Annotated in this window: 12 protein-coding genes; 9 read left to right on the forward strand and 3 right to left on the reverse strand. The window is 57.7% G+C overall.

The window, feature by feature from the left end; genetic code table 11:
- Positions 1-87 precede the first annotated feature (87 nt).
- On the forward strand, positions 88-810 hold the full coding sequence (locus INT32_RS21345) for a flavin reductase family protein (RefSeq protein ID WP_193090702.1): 723 nt from the start codon (positions 88-90) through the stop codon (positions 808-810).
- A gap of 56 nt (positions 811-866) precedes the next feature.
- Here the strand turns inward: INT32_RS21345 and ppc are convergent, their stop codons facing one another.
- A complete protein-coding gene (gene ppc / locus INT32_RS21350; RefSeq protein WP_193090711.1) occupies positions 867-3,689 on the reverse strand; it encodes a phosphoenolpyruvate carboxylase in 2,823 nt (940 codons plus the stop codon).
- A 106-nt stretch (positions 3,690-3,795) separates the two neighbouring features.
- Positions 3,796-4,590 carry a DUF4239 domain-containing protein gene (locus INT32_RS21355; RefSeq protein WP_193090703.1) on the reverse strand — a complete coding sequence of 265 codons (795 nt, stop codon included), beginning with the start codon at positions 4,588-4,590 and terminating at the stop codon, positions 3,796-3,798.
- A gap of 289 nt (positions 4,591-4,879) precedes the next feature.
- Here INT32_RS21355 and INT32_RS21360 point away from each other — a divergent pair, with 289 nt between their 5' ends.
- The gene (locus INT32_RS21360) at positions 4,880-6,883 is read left to right on the forward strand and encodes an aconitase family protein (protein WP_193090704.1); all 2,004 of its coding nucleotides are present in this window, start codon (positions 4,880-4,882) and stop codon (positions 6,881-6,883) included.
- A gap of 67 nt (positions 6,884-6,950) precedes the next feature.
- Here the strand turns inward: INT32_RS21360 and INT32_RS21365 are convergent, their stop codons facing one another.
- Positions 6,951-7,517 (reverse strand): ANTAR domain-containing response regulator, encoded by a 567-nt coding sequence (locus INT32_RS21365; RefSeq protein ID WP_193090705.1) that lies wholly within the window; start codon positions 7,515-7,517, stop codon positions 6,951-6,953.
- 515 nt (positions 7,518-8,032) lie between these two features.
- On the opposite strand from INT32_RS21365, the gene INT32_RS21370 reads away from it, so the two are divergent.
- Genes INT32_RS21370 through cobA form a run of 7 tightly spaced genes read left to right on the forward strand, consistent with a single transcriptional unit; the run spans position 8,033 to position 17,314 of the window.
- Positions 8,033-9,253: a CmpA/NrtA family ABC transporter substrate-binding protein gene (locus tag INT32_RS21370; RefSeq protein ID WP_226817342.1), complete on the forward strand. Its 1,221-nt coding sequence runs from the start codon at positions 8,033-8,035 to the stop codon at positions 9,251-9,253.
- A gap of 15 nt (positions 9,254-9,268) precedes the next feature.
- Entirely contained in the window at positions 9,269-10,090 is an 822-nt protein-coding gene (gene ntrB / locus INT32_RS21375; protein WP_193090706.1) for a nitrate ABC transporter permease, read from the forward strand.
- A 3-nt stretch (positions 10,091-10,093) separates the two neighbouring features.
- Positions 10,094-10,951 carry an ABC transporter ATP-binding protein gene (locus INT32_RS21380; protein ID WP_193090707.1) on the forward strand — a complete coding sequence of 286 codons (858 nt, stop codon included), beginning with the start codon at positions 10,094-10,096 and terminating at the stop codon, positions 10,949-10,951.
- A 37-nt stretch (positions 10,952-10,988) separates the two neighbouring features.
- On the forward strand, positions 10,989-13,421 hold the full coding sequence (gene nirB, locus INT32_RS21385) for a nitrite reductase large subunit NirB (RefSeq protein WP_193090708.1): 2,433 nt from the start codon (positions 10,989-10,991) through the stop codon (positions 13,419-13,421).
- Entirely contained in the window at positions 13,414-13,761 is a 348-nt protein-coding gene (gene nirD / locus INT32_RS21390) for a nitrite reductase small subunit NirD (protein WP_193090709.1), read from the forward strand. The genes nirB and nirD overlap by 8 nt, the downstream gene beginning before the upstream one ends.
- A gap of 2 nt (positions 13,762-13,763) precedes the next feature.
- A complete protein-coding gene (locus INT32_RS21395) occupies positions 13,764-16,490 on the forward strand; it encodes a nitrate reductase (RefSeq protein WP_226817340.1) in 2,727 nt (908 codons plus the stop codon).
- Positions 16,487-17,314 carry a uroporphyrinogen-III C-methyltransferase gene (gene cobA / locus INT32_RS21400; RefSeq protein WP_193090710.1) on the forward strand — a complete coding sequence of 276 codons (828 nt, stop codon included), beginning with the start codon at positions 16,487-16,489 and terminating at the stop codon, positions 17,312-17,314. Before INT32_RS21395 ends, cobA begins: the two co-directional genes overlap by 4 nt.
- Positions 17,315-17,678: the final 364 nt, after the last annotated feature.

Genomic DNA, 17,678 nt, shown 5'->3' on the forward strand with positions numbered 1-17,678 from the left:
CCGGTTTATCCGGCCGTTTTTCTTTGCACCGGCGGTCACTGTTGTTGCGCATTTTCCTGTTGTATTCACAGATCAGGAGAGACTCGTATGACAAAGCCAGACAAAGCAACAGATAGCGGGAAAGCCGATAGCAAGGCAGCCCGCCAGCCGCGCAGGCGGGCTGCAGGTCAGTTCCGGCCTGGCGACAAGACAGCCGACCCTGCGGTACTGAATGCAGGCCACAGCGCGCAGGGCGGCCCGGCAATCAAAAAGCGCCTGAACAAACCACGCAAAAGAGATTTTCCGGTGAGCCAGGCGCGGCGCTATCTTGAACCGGGCCCCATCGTGCTGGTCTCATCGCACTGGCAGAATCGCCACAATATCATGACCATGGGCTGGCATTGCATTTTGGAGTTTGCACCGTCATTGTTCGGCTGCATGATTTCATCTGGCAATCACAGTTTCGATATGATCCGCAAGAGCGGAGAATGCGTCATCAATCTGCCTACAACTGAGCTCACTGATATTGTCTGTCGCGTTGGCAATTGCACCGGCAGCGCGGTGGACAAGTTCACCGAATTTGGCCTGACCGCCAGTCCCGCACAACAGGTGAGCGCGCCGATTATCGACCAATGTCATGCCGCGTTCGAATGCAAACTGCATGACGATGTGCTGGTCGAAAAATACAATTACTTCATCTTCGAGATTGTGAAGGCGCATGTTGCCACCCGGCCGGCACACCCGGAAACGTTGCACTATACCGGTGATGGCGTTTTCATGGTGGCCGGCAAAGTCATCAGCCGCCGCAGCCTGTTTACCAAAGTGCTGTAGCGATTCAGATGCAGGCAGGGAAGCGGCGGCGCCGTAGCGCCTGCCGCCTGCCTGGGCTAACCCGAATTGCGCAGGCCGGTGGCGATTCCGTTGATGGTCAGATGGATGGTGCGCTGGCTGCGCATTTGTTCGAGCTTGGACGGCTCTTGCTGGGCATCCTCCAGCGCGCGCTGGCGCCGGATGACCTCGACCTGCAGATAGTTCAAGGGATCGGTATAGGCAAAGCGCTCTTGCAGGGCGGCTTTCAGGGTGGGGTTGTCCGCCAGCAGATCCTGCTGTTTGATGCTGTAAAGCGCATCACGCGTTAACCCAAACTCCTGTTCGATCATCCCGAAAATCGTGCGGCGTATTTCCTGGTCTGCAACCAGTTCGCTGTACTGGCGTCCGATGTCCATATCGGTTTTGGCCAGGACCATTTCCATATTGGACAGCACGGTCTGGAAAAACGGCCAGTGCTCGGCCATGTCGCGCAGCAATTGCGTACGTGATTGCTGGGTGCTGCCGTCGTCTTTGCCGGTACCCAGGCGGATGAACGTATCGATTGCCGTGCCCACGCCATACCAACCGGTGATCATCAGCCGACATTGAGCCCAGGAAAAGCCCCAGGGGATGGCGCGCAGATCTTCGATGCGCTGTCCCTTTTTGCGCGAAGCAGGGCGCGAGCCGATATTTAAGCCCGCAATTTCATTGATGGGCGTGGCTGCAAAAAAATAATCGACAAAACCCGGCGTGTCATACACCAGCCGACGATAGGCATGCTGGGCGGCATCGGAGAGCCAGGCCATGGCTTGCGTATAGCGCTGCATCGTGTCGGCGTCCTTGCGCGCTTCCTCATGCGGCGCCAGGCTGCTCAGCAGGGTTGCTGAAACAAGCAATTCCAGATTGATGCGTCCGCTTTCGGCATTTTTGTATTTGCTCTGGATGACCTCTCCCTGTTCTGTCAGCCGGATTTGTCCGTCGACCGTACCGGGCGGTTGCGCCAGGATCGCATCGAAGCTGGAGCCGCCGCCGCGACCGACAGATCCGCCGCGGCCGTGAAACAGGCGCAGACGCACGTCATGACGACGAAAAACCTCAAGCAGTTGCAATTCGGCGTTATACAAAGACCAGTTGGAGGTCAGGTAGCCGCCATCCTTGTTGCTGTCCGAATAGCCCAGCATGACTTCCTGGATGTTGTCCTGAGCATGGACGACGCGTTCGCGCACCTGTGGCAGCGACAGCCAGCGGTCCATAATGGCCGGGCCGGCCTCCAGGTCGGGGATGGTTTCAAACAGCGGCACGACAATCAGGCCATCGCCGGGCGTTACCGGCATGCGCTGGCCCGCGTCGTCGCGCTGTTGCGAGATCAGCCCGGTTTCCTGTTGTAAGACCAAGACTTCCAGCAGGTCACTGAGCGTTTCGGTATGGGACACAATATACTGGGTAATCGCATTGCACCCGTAATGGCGCCGCACAGAAGCGGCGGCCTGCAAAATAGCCAGTTCCTTGCGGGTCTCTTCACTGTACTGCTGCCAGGGCGAGACCAGGGGGCGACTATCGTCCAGTTCGGCCAGCAGCACGGCAATTTTCTGTTCTTCATTCAGCTGGTCATACTGGACCGGCTGACCTTCATGCTTGATTGCTGCACGCTGATACAGTTCGGTCAGAATGCGCTCGTGTACATCTGAGCTTTGCCGCAGATCAAGTGCTGCCATGTGAAATCCAAACACGGCGACGGCCTGTTGCAGCTGCTGCAAACGCAAGGGCACCACGGCGCCTGCATGGTTGTCGCAGAGCGATCGGGCAATGACTGCCAGGTCTGCCGCAAATTCGGCCGGGTCATCATAGGGATCGGCCGGTATTGTATTGCGCAGGGCCAGGTCATGGGCGGTCAGGTGTTTTGCCGTTGCCGCCAGGCGGGCGTACACGCCAATCAGCGCACGGCGATAGGGTTCATCCAGCCGGTGACGTGACTGATCCGGGCTGGCCTCCGACAGGCTGGCCAGTTCTGGCGAGACCTGCGTCAGGGAGGTGCTCAGCGACAGTTCGGAGCCCAGCAGATGCACCTGCGCCAGATAGTAGTCGAACAGCGTGGTGGCATGGCGGTTCATCGCATGTGTGAGCGTGTCGGCGTTCACATTGGGATTGCCGTCGCGGTCGCCGCCAATCCAGGAGCCCATTTTCAGGAAGGTTGGCACCAGTGCCGCATTGTCCGCTTGCTCGCCCAGATTGCGTGCAAATGTGGTGTACAGGTTCGGAATGGCTTTCAGGAAGGTGGTGCTGAAATAGGCCACCGCATTTTCAATTTCGTCATTGACCGTCAGCTTGTTAAAACGCAGCATGCGTGTCAGCCAGAGCGTTTTGATATAGCCGGTCAGCTCTAGCGCCAGTTGATGGCTTTCTTCTTCGGTCAAGCGGCTGTCGATGGCCACCAGACAGTGACTGATGTGTCGATGCAGGTCCAGCGTGCTTTTGCGTTGTACTTCCGTAGGGTGGGCCGTCAGAACCGGGACAATCATGGTTTTTGCCAGAAAATCGCGAACCTGGCCACGCTGCACACCATGGCGTTCCAGTTCTGCCAGCGTGTGTCCCAGGGTGCCGATCTGGGCCTCGTTGCTGCTCAGTAAGCGGCGGCGCTGGCGCTTTTGCTGATCGCGGTCTTCAGCCAGGTTGGCCAGGTGCAGGAAATAACTGAAGGCACGCGACAGGGTATTGGCCTGGTCATCGGACAGGGCCGTCAGCCTGTCGATCATCGTATCGCGTTCCTGCTGGATGCCTTCACGCTTGAAACGTACCGCGGCGCGGCGCACAGTCTCAATGATGTCAAAAATCGGCTGGCCTTCCGATTCACGGATGGCGGCCCCAAGGATTCTGCCCAGCAGGCGGATGTCCTGCTGCATTTCATTTCTGTCTGTACTTGCGTTGTCCACGTTATCTCTTGTTCCGGTTGGTTGAAGGGATGGAGTCGTTTTTATTGTAGGGGTTTTCTTCGGCGCCGTATTCGGTTTACTGAAACTGCGCCTTTTGGATTTGTCGCAGACGCTCCGGTTCGATGATGCTCTTGCCGGTAAATGGCCGGTCGTTGACCAGAATGAGGAACGAGATACTGGCGAAACTCAGTGAAATGAGTACGACGGCTTTACGCAATTCATTACGGGTGTGATAATGAATATCGTATATCACATACATGCACACGCTCAGAAGAATCAGCAGCACCAGCCACTTTTGCATGTTGATATGATAGGTGGCAACATTGAGCCGGTCATCACGGGCTTCCCGGACCTGTGTCAGATACGTATTGAGTAGCGCCATCTGCGAGCTGACATAAGGATCGTCGCGCACTTCGATGGCGGTTTTGGCTGCATTGATGGTCAGCACATCCAGGGCCGATTCGGTCTGCTCGCTGATCTGGTCATGTCCCATGCGCGGCCATTCATCCTGAACGGCGGCGTTCACATAGGCCAGCAGACGGGCGCGCAAGTCTGCATTGATCTGCTCGGGCATATGCCTGAGCACCCTGAGCGCATCATGCACTGCGCCGGCCTCATGCTCGGTGGCCGCCTGGCCTTTCTCATTTTCCTTCCATACGTCACTGGCCATGAACGCCATATTCAGGCCAATGGGCACCAGCAAACCCGAAATAAGCGTATGGCTCAGCGCGCTGCTGCGCGGGGACGTACTACTGCTGCGCTGCCGGCGAATAATCAGGACAATGAGGCCGGACAGCCCAAGAAAGAAAACAATGCACAGGACCCAGGCCAGAAAGATGGGTATATCGAACAGCAGATTGTAAAAATGCATGACTTTCCTCACGGGCAGCAGCAGCGAAAATAATGTAATCCATCATGTAAGGCGTCATAAAAGACAGTCAACCCGGTTTTATGGCCTTTTGTATTCTACCTGCTGTCTGCACGCGGCCAATATGGGGTCAATTACAATTGAAAAAAAAGCGCTGACGATATCTTCTGCAGGCGCCATTGGCGACGGGACAAAAACGGCAGTCTTGGCCTGGCAGGCCTCACATTGCCAGCGCGATGCGCGATAATGGCAGTTGATAATTATAGTGCGTAACCCTCAGGAAATTGCAGTGATGAACGAGTCCACGAGTGCTCCTCTTGCCTTTGACCGCTTTCTGTATCTTGCCGACGATCCGCAGACTATTGAAGCCTGTCTGCAACCGGGCACCGCCGAGTTGCCCGATGCACACGCCGACATCGTATTGCGGGACGATATATCTACCGATGAAATTACACCGGTGGCCATCATGTCGCACTATGACGACAAGCTTGGCGGGTTTGCCTATACCGGGTTACAGGCAGGTGGTCGCACGCCCATCGCCAGGCATGCGGTCAGGCAGGCCGGTATTCAGGTGGTTGTGGCAGGTAACCGTTATGGCAAGGGATCTTCGCGAGAGCATAGTCCGGCAGCCGAAAAGCATGCCGGCGTGTGCCTGGTATTTGCGCGCAGCTTTGAGCGGATCTACAGGCAGAATGCCGACAATATCGGGTTACTGACATCCACCAATTTTGCGCTGCTGGCGCAGTTGCGGGCCGGGCACAGCATCACGCTTGAACAGATCCTGCAAGAGCGCGATGTGCTGACTCAGGCCATCCTTCGTAGTGGCGGGCTGCTCGATTATGGCAAACGTCATCTTGCCAGGAGTCGTCCGCAGGCCGCTGCCGCTAGCGACAAGCCGCAGACACTGTTTGAAAAAATCATCGCCCGGCATGTTTTGCGCACGGAACAGACCGGCACCGACCTGACGCCGGGCACAGGCATCTTTCTGCGCGCCGACTGGCGTTTTATCCACGAGTATTACACCGGCATGGCGGCGCATATGCTGTACCAGAGCTATGCCGCGCCGCTGCATTTGTTTGATACGGAAAAAGTCATTGCCTTCGAGGATCACACTTCCTATATGCACGAGAGCCCCGCGCATCTGCGTCAGGGTCTGGTGCCAAACATGCTGCGCATGTGCCAGGCACATCGCGATTTTGTGAAGGCAACCGGCCTGCGCTGGCATCGTACACTGACCGAGAATGAAGCTCTGCACGATGACGGCAGCAACGTGGCAGGTATTTCACATGCAATGATGGCCGAACATTATGCACTTCCCGGGCAGGTGGTGGTCGGAACCGACTCGCATACCCCGCATAGCGGAGCCCTGGGCTGTGTCGCCTTCGGGGTAGGCACGACCGATATGGCCAATGCCTTTATGACCGGCGCTGTACGCATCACGGTGCCACCCGGTATTTTGGTTCGGCTGCAGGGCACGCTGCCGGCAGGCGTGGTGGCCAAGGACATCGTCCTGCATCTGCTGGCGCTGCCGCAGATACGCGCCGGCAAGGGGGTTGGCAGGGTGTTCGAGTTTACCGGCGAAGTCATCGACTGTCTGTCTGTGGATGAACGGGCGACGCTGACCAATATGTGTGCGGAGCTGGGTGGCTTTACCGGCATTGTTGCCCCCGACGCCCGAACAGTGCAGTTTCTAAGGGAACGCCGGGGCGTGGATTTTGAACTGGCCGACTGGATGCATAGCGACCCGGGCGCCAGCTATGAACAGCAGATTACGGTGGATTGTTCAGCGCTGGATGTACTGGTGGCTGCACCTGGTGACCCGGGCAATGGGCGGGCTGTGGGGGCGTTAGAAGACACCATGGCCATTGACATTGCCTATGGCGGCTCCTGTACGGCCGGCAAGCGCGAAGATTTCGATCAGTATCACGCCGTATTGGCCTGGGGTTTGCAACAAGGCTTGCAAGTTGCGCCACATGTGCAATTGTATTTGCAGTACGGCACCACGGCGGTTCGCGACTATTGCGTGCAAAAAGGCTATGACCAGGTGTTTGAACGCATGGGCGCAAAAATATTGCAACCGTCTTGCGGGGCCTGCGCCAACTGCGGGCCTGGTTCGTCGATCGACGCCGACCAGACCACCATCAGCGCGATCAACCGCAATTTTCCGGGACGCTCCGGGCCGGGCAAAGTGTGGCTGGGTAGCCCGGCCACGGTCATGGCCAGCGCGCTGGCAGGCCATATCTGTTCGTTTTCCCAGTTGCAAAAGCAGACAACGACAGGGCGGATCCAGGCTTAGGTGATTTTGCTGCAACAGGCGCCGACACGTCTTGCAGCAACGCCGCTATGGCCTGCACCGGTACGGTCTACAGAAAAGTATGCGCCTCGATCAATGCCGCTGCGATTTGTCCGATTCGGCGTTGGGTCTGCATGGCCTTTTTTCGCAGCATCCGATAGGCCTGGTCTTCGTCCACCCCATGCATTTTCATCAGAATGCCTTTGGCTTTTTCAACATCCTGGCGTTCGGCAAGCCGTCGCCTGGTGTCATTGAGCTCGAGCCGGCGCGAGCGTTCGAGCGCGAAACGTTCAATGGCCACGTCCAGCAACGAGAGCAGACGGGCCGAAGGGACGTCACCCACGACATAGGCGGCAACACCCGCCCTGATTGAGGCCTGCATGAAGCTGCGATCGTTGTCATTGGTAAACATGACTACCGGCAGTGCGCTGTCATGCGAGCGTATGCAGAGCCCTTCCAGCGTATCGCGACACGAGGCATCCGAGCTGACCAGCACGACATCGGGTTTGATGCCGGCCAGCGCCGCAGCAAAATCGGCCAGCGGCGATATTTCAGCCACCACGTGAATGCCGGCAGCCTGCAGTTTGTCACGCAGGGCATCGTTTTGTTCATCGCGGATCAACATCACATTCAGCATTTTCTTTCCTCTTGATTCAGATAAAGCAAAAGGCGTGCCGCTTTTTGCCGACTGCATTCGCAAGCGATGCCCATTTTGAGTGCGTCCTGCTCCCGGCGCTGTGGCGGATTGGCGGCAACAAGTGGCTCGTGCACCGTTATTGTGCGCTGCGGCATCCATCATGCCCATCCTCGAAGGCGCCAGGGCGGTTGATCTGCCTGGTTGCGGTCAAAAATTCCAGCTGCCGCAGTCTGTCAAGGCTGTCTGCCACTCTGTGGGATGTAAATTGGCATGCAACTTGCTTAAGTTGTCATGAAGGCCAATGGCGGTCGTCATCAATCAATGACACAGCATTCAGGACAACGGCGTCCTGCAGGTACGTTTTCAAAACGTATCCGCAGGGCGCTTTTTATTTTGGGGTAATGATGAACAGTCGGAAGAAAACGGGCGCAACAGGCAAATCGGACGAGATACGGGCTCGCAGTTGTGCTGCACAGGATGCAATTGCACCGGGCAGCGTGTATCGGCGGCAATGGATGCTGTCGGTGGCGAGGTCGGCAGCAGGCATTGGTGCACTTGGCCTGGCAGATCCCTTTTTGCGCAGCGGCGCCTGGGCCGCCGGCTCGGACGCGCCGGAAAAGACCGAGGTCAAGATCGGCTTCATTCCGCTGACCGACTGCGCATCGGTCATCATGGCGGCCGAGCTGGGCATCGACAAAAAATACGGGATAAAGATTATCCCGAGCAAGGAAGCGTCCTGGGCCGCCGTGCGCGACAAACTGATCAATGGCAATCTGGATTGTGCGCACGCATTGTACGGCATGATTTACGGCCTGCAGGTGGGGATCGGCGGTCCGCAAACCGACATGGCCGTGCTCATGGGGCTCAATCAGAACGGGCAGGGCATTACGCTTGCCAAGGGATTGCACGAGCGCGGCGTAACGGACGGGACGTCATTGAAAAAAGCAATGGCAACGCTGGATCGGCAACTGACCTTCGCGCAAACCTTTCCCACCAGCACGCATGCCATGTGGCTTTATTATTGGCTGGCTGCGCATGAAATTCATCCATTCAACGATGTTCGTGTCATTACCGTGCCACCCCCGCAAATGGTGGCCAATATGATGATCGGCAATATGGACGGGTACTGCGTAGGCGAACCTTGGAACGCGCGGGCGGTGATCGATAAAATTGGCTTCACGGCAGTGACCTCACAGGAAATCTGGCCGGACCACCCGGAAAAAGTGCTGGGCACAACGGCCAGGTTTGCAGACCAGTATCCCAATACCGCCCGGGCCGTGACGGCAGCGATTCTTGAAGCCGGCCGGTGGATCGACAGCTCGCCGGCCAATATCGAGCAAACAGCCAAGGTGATTGCTGCCAAGTCCTATGTCAACACACAGGCCGACGTGATTATTGGCCGCATGCTGGGCAAGTACGACAACGGAATCGGTACGGTTGCAGACAGCGCGCATCCGATGCGGTTTTATGGCGACGGAGCAGCAACCTTTCCATATCTGAGTGACGGCATGTGGTTCCTGACTCAGCAAAAGCGCTGGGGCCTGCTCAAATCGCATCCCGACTATCAGGCAGCGGCAAAAAAAATCAACCGCATCGACATCTACAAGGCTGCCGCCCAGGCCAGTGGCACGCCTTTGCCTGCCAGCGAAAGCCGGTCTTCGACGCTGATGGATGGCGTCCTTTGGGATGGCAGTGATCCGGTGGCCTATGCCGACGGCTTTGCCGTTCATGTTTAATTGCGGGGGGAACGGATGAACACAGCAACCAAGGCAGTAACCACGCAGCCATGGACAGGACTGCCGGTCATGGCATGGCTGGGTCGACTGGGCTACCCCCTCATCGGACTAATGACAGTTGTCATTGTCTGGGAGATGATCGCAGGAAAAATTCCGGGCATCCCCACACCGTTGGCTACCTTTCTGGCGGCGGTGACGCTGTTCCAGGATCCGTTTTACCGCAACGGCCCGAACGACGTGGGGATCGGCTGGAACGTGATGGCTTCGCTGTGGCGCGTCGGAATCGGTTTTGGCCTGGCGGCGCTGGTCGGCATTCCGGCGGGATTCATTATTGGCCGTTATGCGCCGATACGTAAAATGACTGCGCCGGTGATCAGCCTGTTGCGCCCGGTCTCACCGCTGGCCTGGCTGCCGCTGGGACTGCTTATGTTCAGGGCCGCCGAGCCGGCTGCAATCTGGGCCATCTTCATCTGTTCCATCTGGCCGATGATTATCAATACGGCAGACGGCGTGGCGCGGGTGCCTGCCGACTATCTGAACATTGCCAGGGTGCTGAATCTGTCCGAACGCAAGGTGCTGACCAGTATTCTTGTGCCCTCGGTCCTGCCTTATGTGCTGACAGGCGTGCGGTTATCGATTGGTACCGCCTGGCTGGTGATCGTGGCCGCAGAGATGCTGACCGGCGGTACCGGTATCGGCTTCTGGCTCTGGGATGAATGGAACAACCTGAATGTGCAGCACATCATTATTGCCATTTTCATTATCGGCCTGGTCGGGCTGCTGCTTGATGCCACTTTGCTGGCCCTGGCCAGACGCTTTGCCTTTACAGAGGAGTAACGCATGGAAAAATATGTTGCAGTTGAATCGGTCAGTCAGGTTTTCGATACTGCCCACGGGCCGTTCACGGCTTTGAACGACATCAACCTGGCGATCCGCAAGGCAGAGTTTGTCTCGCTGATCGGCCATTCCGGTTGTGGCAAATCCACGCTGCTCAATCTCATTGCCGGCTTGAGCAAACCCAGCAGCGGCGTGCTCATTTGTGATCAGCGTGAAATAGCCGGACCCGGGCCGGATCGGGCCATGGTCTTTCAGAATCATTCGCTGCTGCCGTGGTTCACCTGTTTTCAAAATGTCTATCTGGCAGTGGAGCGCGTGTTCGGCGCCAGCGAAACCAAAGCGCGCCTGCGTGAACGCACGGCGGCGGCCCTGGAGCTGGTGGATCTGGCCCATGCCAGCAGCAAGTATCCCCGTGAAATATCAGGGGGAATGAAGCAGCGCGTGGGCATCGCGCGGGCGCTGGCCATCGAACCCAAGGTGTTGCTGATGGACGAGCCTTTTGGCGCGCTGGATGCGCTGACACGCGCCCATTTGCAGGATGCCTTGTTACGTATTGTCAAGCGCACGCAAAGCACCGTTGTGATGGTGACCCACGATGTGGACGAAGCCGTGCTTCTGTCGGACCGGATTGTGATGCTGACCAACGGACCGGCGGCCACGATTGGCCAGATTCTGGCGATCCAGCTGCCTGCGCGTCGTGACCGTGTGGCACTGGCTGCCGATCCACGCTATCTGCAATACCGCGCCGCGGTGATGAAATTTCTGCACCAACGCTATTCGAATCCCGAGCAGGGCACGCGTCTTGCGTTGGTTGAGGCTGAGCAGGCTGCTCAGGAACAGGACAGTGCGGTTGTCGCTTAAGACCCCTGGTCAATCACAAATGAATACAGGCAACATCATGAAAAAACGCAAACTGGTACTGATCGGCAACGGGATGGCTGGTGTTCGCACCATCGAAGAGTTGCTCAAACTGGATGATCAGCTTTATGACATTACCATTATTGGCAGCGAAGCCTATCCCAATTACAACCGGATACTGCTCTCGCCGGTGTTGACGGGTGAACAGACCATCCAGGACATTATCCTGAACGATCAGTCCTGGTATGACAACAATAATATCAATCTATTGATGAACCAGTCGGTCACCACCATCGACCGGATACGCCGGCAGGTGCATACCGCGGACGGCACAGTTGTTCCTTACGACCGGCTGCTGCTGGCCACCGGCTCCAATCCTTTTATTCTGCCGGTGCCAGGCCATGCGCTGGATGGCGTCGTGACGTTTCGTGATATCAACGATGTGAATCTGATGATCGAAGCCGCAGGCGTGCGGCGCCATGCGGTGGTGATTGGCGGTGGCCTGCTGGGGCTGGAAGCGGCCAATGGCCTGGCCGTGCGTGGCATGACTGTCACGGTGGTGCATCTGGGCGACACGCTGCTGGATCGTCAGCTTGATGAGCAGGCCGCCAACATGTTGCGCACCAGTCTGCAAACGCGTGGCCTGCAATTTTTGATGGCGCATCAGACCAGTGAGATCGTGGATGATGGCAATGGGCGCGTCGGGGCGATCCGTTTTGCCAACGGTCACCAGATGCCCGCCGATCTGGTGGTCATGGCCGTTGGCATTCGTCCCAACGTTGCACTGGCTGCCAGCGCTGGGTTGCATGTTGATCGCGGCATTGTGGTTAGCGATACCATGCAGACTTATGATCCGAGTATTTATGCAGTGGGCGAGTGCGTGAGCCATCGCGGCACCGCCTACGGTCTGGTTGCGCCACTCTTTGAACAGGCCAAGGTGGCGGCCAATCATCTGGCCATGTATGGCATCGCCCGTTATGAGGGCAGTGTGACGTCCACCAAATTGAAAGTGACAGGCATCGACGTGTTCTCTGCCGGCGATTTCATGGGTGATGCCAACACCGATTGCATTACGCTGGCCGACCCCGAAGGAGGAATATACAAAAAACTGGTTGTGCAGGACAACAAGCTGATAGGCGCCTGCCTTTATGGTGACACTGCAGATGGTGCGTGGTACTTCCGGTTGATTCGTGAAGGCAGGTCGATTCATGAAATTCGCGACCAGTTGATGTTTGGCGAAGGGGCGGTGGGCGATACCGGGCACGCCGGCGAGAGCAAGGTGGCGGGCATGCCCGATACCGCCGAGGTGTGCGGGTGCAATGGCGTGTGCAAGGGCACCATCGTCAAGGCGATTCGCGAACAGGGCCTGTTTACTGTTGATGACATAAAAAAACATACCAAGGCTGCCAGTTCCTGCGGGTCATGCACCGGGCTGGTAGAGCAGATCCTGATCAATTGTGTTGGCGGCGCCGCCGATGTAAAACCAAAATCGGCACGGCCTATTTGTGGCTGCACCGATGTGACACACGGACAGGCGCGCAAGGTGATTGGTCAGCAACATCTGATCACCATGGCAGATGCCATGCATTTCATGGAATGGCGAACGCCTGATGGCTGCGCAACCTGCCGGCCTGCGCTCAATTATTATCTGCTGTCCACCTGGCCGGGCGAGGCCGTCGATGATGGCGCCTCGCGTCTGGTGAACGAACGCATGCATGCCAATATCCAGAAGGATGGCACCTATTCCGTTGTACCCCGCATTTGGGGCGGGGTAACCAATCCTTCAGAGCTCAGAAGGATTGCAGATGTGGCAGATAAATACGCCATTCCCATGGTCAAGGTGACCGGCGGGCAGCGGATTGATTTGCTTGGGGTACGCAAGGAAGATCTGACTGGTGTCTGGAAGGACCTGGACATGCCCTCAGGCCATGCGTATGGCAAGAGCCTGCGTACCGTGAAGACCTGCGTAGGCAGCGAATTCTGCCGCTTTGGCACGCAGGATTCCACCGGCATGGGTATTGCACTTGAAAAAGATCTGGTAGGGATGTGGAGCCCGCACAAAGTAAAACTTGCGGTGTCCGGCTGTCCACGTAACTGTTCCGAATCCGGGATCAAGGATGTGGGCATTATTGCAGTCGACTCGGGCTGGGAAATCTATGTCGGCGGCAACGGTGGCATCAAAACCGAAGTCGCGCAATTTTTTGCCAAGGTCGAAACCCAGGAAGAAGTGCTGCAATATTGCGGCGCTTTTCTACAGCTGTATCGCGAAGAGGCCTATTACCTGGAACGTACCGTCCATTACCTGGCGCGGGTTGGTCTGGAGCATGCAAAAGAACAGGTTATCGGCAATGCCGACAACCGTGCGGCGCTGTATGACCGGCTGCGCTTTGCCTTGTCTTTCGAGCAGGACCCCTGGCAGGACCGTGTAGAGAAACGGATCGCGGCGCCTGAACTTGAAACCCTAAATGTGTGAGGACACGATGAAAGTCTGTGAAAAATGGACGCCTGTGTGCGCCACCAACGAGATCCCGGCACGCGGTGCGCGTGTCATTCGCCGTCACGGCCTTGATGATATCGCCGTGTTTCGTAGCGGCGACGGTGCTGTCTACGCCATCGTCGACAAATGCCCCCACAAAGGCGGCCCCCTGTCTGCAGGACTGGTGCATGGCGCTTCGGTTACCTGCCCACTGCATGGTATGGTCATTGATCTGCCCTCCGGACAAGTACAGGCTCCGGACGAGGGATGCGTGAGGACCATTGCCGTGAAAATCGATCAGGGTAGGGTCTGCCTGGATCTGGGTGAAGGACAGTAGTCATGGATACCCCGGTGCCCGTCCAGCTGGTTCAGAATATGACAGATGAGATATGCGTTACTCGTTCGATCTGCTGCTATTGTGGCACCGGCTGCGGCGTGCGTATTCACAGCAAGGGTGAACAGGTGCTGGCAGTGGAGGGTGATATGGATCATCCATCCAACGCGGGACTGCTGTGCAGCAAGGGCATGGCGCTGCCCGGCACGATTCGACGGGATACGACAAGGGTATTGCGCGCGCGCCTGCGTGACAGACAGACGGGCAGATTTCGCCAAATCGATATGTCCGAGGCCTTTGATATTGCGGCAAATGTGATCAGCAGGACCGTACGTGAAGCGGGACCGCAGGCCATGGGCTTTTATTTGTCGGGCCAGTTGCTTACCGAAGATTACGCCATCTTCAACAAAATGGCCCGTGTCTTGGTGGGAACCAATAACATCGACACCAACTCGCGGTTGTGCATGTCCAGCGCCGTGACCGGATACAAAATGACGCTTGGCGCCGATGCGCCACCGGCAAGCTATGAGGACATTGCGCTGGCCGATACGGTCCTGATTGCCGGTTCGAATATGGCCTATGCGCATCCGGTGTTGTTTCGGCGGCTGATGCTGGCACGGCAGGCGCGCCCGCATATGAAGATTATTGTGATCGACCCGCGCAATACGGACACGGCGCAGGCGGCCGATCTGCACCTGGCCGTGACGCCGGGGGCAGACGTGGCGCTGTTTCACGCAATGCTCAACGTCATGGTCTGGGAAAACCTGATCGACGGCGACTATATTGCGCGCTACACGGAAGGTTTTCCCGCGCTGAAGAATCGCATTCGGGAATTTACACCCGCGGCAGCCGAGGACGTGTGCGGCGTTGCTGCCGCCGATATTGTGACAGCGGCCAGATGGTTTGCTCAAAGCGCCGCGACGCTGTCGTTGTACACCATGGGCCTGAACCAGTCCAGCAGTGGTACGGCCAAGAACATGTCGTTGATTCACTTGCATCTGGCTACCGGTCATATCGGTCGGCCAGGTACTGGCCCATTTTCGCTGACCGGTCAGCCCAATGCCATGGGAGGGCGTGAAGCCGGCGCCATGGCAACCCTTTTGCCAGGGCATCGTGACCCGGCCAATGCGACGCATCGCCAGGAGGTTGCCGCCTTGTGGGGGACAGATAGTTTACCGGAGGCGCCAGGATATCCGGCCATAGCCATGTTTGATGCGTTGCTGGATAAACGTATTCGGGTACTGTGGATCGCGGCCACGAACCCGGCACAGTCACTGCCTGACCAAGCCAGGGTTCGCAAGGCAATGCAGAACGCAGACTTTGTGATTGTGCAGGAAGCGTATGCCGATTCGGAAACGCTGGCCTACGCCGATCTGATTTTGCCGGCCGCGACCTGGCCTGAAAAGGAAGGCACGGTCACCAATTCGGAGCGCCGGATCAGTCGTGTACGGGCAGCCATTTCGGCGCCGGGCGATGCGCTGGCAGACTGGAAAATTGTGCAACAAGTGGCCCAGCGCGTGGCCCGCCAGATTGCACCGGCCAAGGAGGCCCTGTTCAATTACGCCGACGAAGCGCAGATTTTTGCCGAGCATGCGGCGCTGACTGCCGGTCGCGATCTGGACTACAGCGCTGTCAGCTTTGCCTTGCTGGAGCAACTTGGTCCGGTGCAGTGGCCGTTCTTGCAGTCGGGTACCGCCCGCCTGTATACAGATCACGTCTTTGCAACGGCAAACGGGCGGGCCCGCTTTGCGGATGTAGGCTACGTTGCGCCCGTTGAAAATATCTCGGCGCAGTATCCGCTGCGGCTGACGACAGGACGCTTGCGTGATCACTGGCATACCATGACCCGGACGGGTTTATCGCAGACACTGATTGGTCACGTGGAAGAGCCCGTGATTCACTTGCACCCGTCCGATATGGCGCGCTATCGCATTGGCAGTCAGGCCCTGGTAACAATCAAATCCCGTCGCGCCCATCTGGTGCTGCCAGCGCAGGCCGACGACACGCTTAAACCCGGTTGTGCCTTTGTGCCGATGCACTGGGGCAGTCGTTTTATGGCCGGAGACGGTATCAACGGGCTTACCCATGGCGCAACTGATCCGGATTCAGGGCAACCTGAGCTCAAGCACTGCGTCGTCGGCGTGGCGCTTTACAAGCCACTATGGCAGGCGGTGGCATGGGTACGCGGCGATGCGGTCGCGCTGCAGCGCAGGCTGTCTGGCTGGCTAAATGAATTTGATTACGCCATTGCCGTACCCGTGGCTACCGGCGACGGAGGGTTGCGCCTGCGATTGGCCGCCAGAGCCGCACCGGTTCGGGCGCGGCTGGAACAGTTGCTGACAGATCTGGGTATCGCCGATACGGACGTGGCATTCGACGATCCTGCGCGAGGCATCTATCGGCGGGTGCGCTGCATCGACGGTCAAGTGGTCGTCTATTGTCTGGCCGGCACAGGCCTGAATGCCGAGGATGCCCTGAACGAATGGGCCGATACTGGTGTACGGCCCGAGCCACTGTTGGCTGTGCTACTAGGAAAATCACAAATGAAGCCACGGGCTCGCATGGTGTGTGCCTGTAATGGCGTGACAGATGCACAGATCGTTGATGGTATTCGCAGCGGTATGGATCTGCCTGCGCTCAAGCAGCATCTCAATTGCGGTACAGGGTGTGGATCCTGTGTTGTACAAATCAATCAAATGATCAACCGGTATGCTGGTACGGAGGCACTATGACAACTATCATAAAGCGGATTTCGACAAACGATGCTGTCACGGGCAAGGTCTGGCTGGTGGGTGCCGGCCCGGGCGATGCTGAACTGCTCACGTTAAAGGCCTATCGGATATTACAAAACGCCGATGTCTGGCTGGTGGACGATCTGATCAGCGAGGATATTCTGGCGCTGGCGCCCACCCATGCCCGTATCGTACCTGTCGGCAAGCGTGGGGGCTGTCCGTCCACGGCGCAAAGTTTTATTTTGCGCCTGATGGCGCGCTATGCACGCACAGGGCTGCAGGTGGCCAGGGTCAAGGGGGGCGATCCCTTTATTTTCGGTCGTGGCGGCGAAGAACTGGCATGGCTTGCCGAACAGGGTATTGCTGCCGAGGCGGTCGGCGGCATGACTGCCGGTCTGGCTGCGGCCAGCGCACTGGGCTTGCCATTGACCCATCGCGCGATTGCGCGCGGCGTCGTTTTTGTGACGGCCCATACCGCCGACGGCGCTGCTCCCGACTGGCGGGCCCTGGCGCAAAGCGGGCTTACGCTGGTTTGTTATATGGGTATGAGTCGAAACGAACAACTGCAGCAGGATATGTTGCAGGCCGGTTTTGCCGGCGATCTGCCGGTCGCTGTGGTCGAGCGCGTGACCTGTCGAAATGAACGCAGTTTGTTTACGACGCTGCGTGCCATGTCGGCAGACATTAGCGCCGCTGGATTGGGCAGTCCCGCGTTGCTGATTATCGGTCAAGCGGTGACGCATCGGGTCCAGGCCCGGGCGCATGCTGAATGTGCGGCGCAAGGCATGCCAGATGCGATGACCGTTCAAGCGGCATGCCTGTGAACCAGATGCTTGGATATTACCTATTTCACAATAGGGAGTACCCGTATGCCGCGAGACAGCAACACCCATAAGCCTGGCGCGCGCAGGACGCACTTACTGGCCAATCTGTGGACATTGCCGCGAATAACGCGTGCAACTTACGCTAGCTGTCATTGCTGCCGCTGATATTTGGTACGTATTTTCATGATCAGCTTTGACATTGCGGACACAGATATCACGGGAACCCCCAAGTGATCATTTGAATCAAACCCGGTCTGAACACGCCCGCGACAAGTGCAGAATATCTGCGCTGTGCTGATGGTCAGTACTGACGGTAAAAGGGCCCGACCGAAGCCGGGCCCTGCCTGATAAGGAGGATACGATG

Origin of the sequence: Advenella sp. FME57 (assembly GCF_014897675.1) — a bacterium.
Lineage (GTDB): Bacteria > Pseudomonadota > Gammaproteobacteria > Burkholderiales > Burkholderiaceae_B > Advenella.

What these genes read in the sequence shown, in the direction of transcription:
- INT32_RS21380 (WP_193090707.1), top strand. Translation starts at nt 10,094, where the DNA reads ATGGAAAAATATGTTGCAGTTGAATCGGTCAGTCAGGTTTTCGATACT.
- ppc (WP_193090711.1), bottom strand. Translation starts at nt 3,689, where the DNA reads ATGCAGCAGGACATCCGCCTGCTGGGCAGAATCCTTGGGGCCGCCATC.
- nirD (WP_193090709.1), top strand. Translation starts at nt 13,414, where the DNA reads ATGTGTGAGGACACGATGAAAGTCTGTGAAAAATGGACGCCTGTGTGC.
- nirB (WP_193090708.1), top strand. Translation starts at nt 10,989, where the DNA reads ATGAAAAAACGCAAACTGGTACTGATCGGCAACGGGATGGCTGGTGTT.
- cobA (WP_193090710.1), top strand. Translation starts at nt 16,487, where the DNA reads ATGACAACTATCATAAAGCGGATTTCGACAAACGATGCTGTCACGGGC.
- ntrB (WP_193090706.1), top strand. Translation starts at nt 9,269, where the DNA reads ATGAACACAGCAACCAAGGCAGTAACCACGCAGCCATGGACAGGACTG.
- INT32_RS21345 (WP_193090702.1), top strand. Translation starts at nt 88, where the DNA reads ATGACAAAGCCAGACAAAGCAACAGATAGCGGGAAAGCCGATAGCAAG.
- INT32_RS21360 (WP_193090704.1), top strand. Translation starts at nt 4,880, where the DNA reads ATGAACGAGTCCACGAGTGCTCCTCTTGCCTTTGACCGCTTTCTGTAT.
- INT32_RS21365 (WP_193090705.1), bottom strand. Translation starts at nt 7,517, where the DNA reads ATGCTGAATGTGATGTTGATCCGCGATGAACAAAACGATGCCCTGCGT.
- INT32_RS21370 (WP_226817342.1), top strand. Translation starts at nt 8,033, where the DNA reads ATGCTGTCGGTGGCGAGGTCGGCAGCAGGCATTGGTGCACTTGGCCTG.
- INT32_RS21355 (WP_193090703.1), bottom strand. Translation starts at nt 4,590, where the DNA reads ATGCATTTTTACAATCTGCTGTTCGATATACCCATCTTTCTGGCCTGG.
- INT32_RS21395 (WP_226817340.1), top strand. Translation starts at nt 13,764, where the DNA reads ATGGATACCCCGGTGCCCGTCCAGCTGGTTCAGAATATGACAGATGAG.